The organism is Pseudomonas sp. Pse1, assembly GCF_024519635.1.
In the GTDB taxonomy this organism is placed as follows: Bacteria; Pseudomonadota; Gammaproteobacteria; order Pseudomonadales; family Pseudomonadaceae; genus Aquipseudomonas.
This window is the reverse complement of the sequence record NZ_JALJRO010000073.1, coordinates 1-601: the sequence shown is the minus strand read 5'-3', so window position 1 is coordinate 601 and position 601 is coordinate 1. Positions and strand designations below refer to the sequence as shown.

The window sequence follows — 601 nt, the reverse complement described above, 5'->3', positions numbered from 1 at the left end:
CGGTGCTCGGCAATGCCGACTATTTCAAGTACTACATGCCCGGCGTCGGCACCCCGTTTGCGGAAGTCGGCGACCTGGATTACACCACCCTCGGGTTGGCCACCGCCGCGTATGGCGAGGAACGGGTCAACTGGGGGTTGATGATGCTGATTGATGCCTTGCGGCGAGCCTTGGAATTGCCGCGTCTGGATTACGCGGCCCAGAGCCGGGCAGTCAAGGCCATGGGCACCTTGCCGGGAATGGAATCCGCGATGGGCCGCGCCAATCGGTCCAACGAGTTTCGCCGGCAGCTCGATGCGCTCGAGAAGCCCTTGCGCATCGCGCTGTCTGACTACAATCCCGGCCGCTCGAGACTGTTGGGCCTACGTCTGTATGTCTACGGTTTTTCCCGCGGCGCTGCGGCGGCCCGGGCCTTTGTCAATTGGCTCAACGGCCTGTTGTCGCGGACCGCGTCAACGCCGTCATTGGCGTTGCGCGACCTGACGCTGCCCGTCAGCGTCGAGTATCTGGGTTTGCTGGATACCGTGGCCTCGGTAGGGCTCGCCGATATTTTTCCGGGGGCAACCGGTCATATGAGTTGGGCCGATGGCAATCAACAGAT

At 62.6% G+C, this 601-nt stretch carries 1 pseudogene; it reads left to right on the top strand.

What is annotated here, in order from left to right:
- Positions 1-601: pseudogene (locus NR126_RS28425) on the top strand (DUF2235 domain-containing protein); the annotation flags it as partial.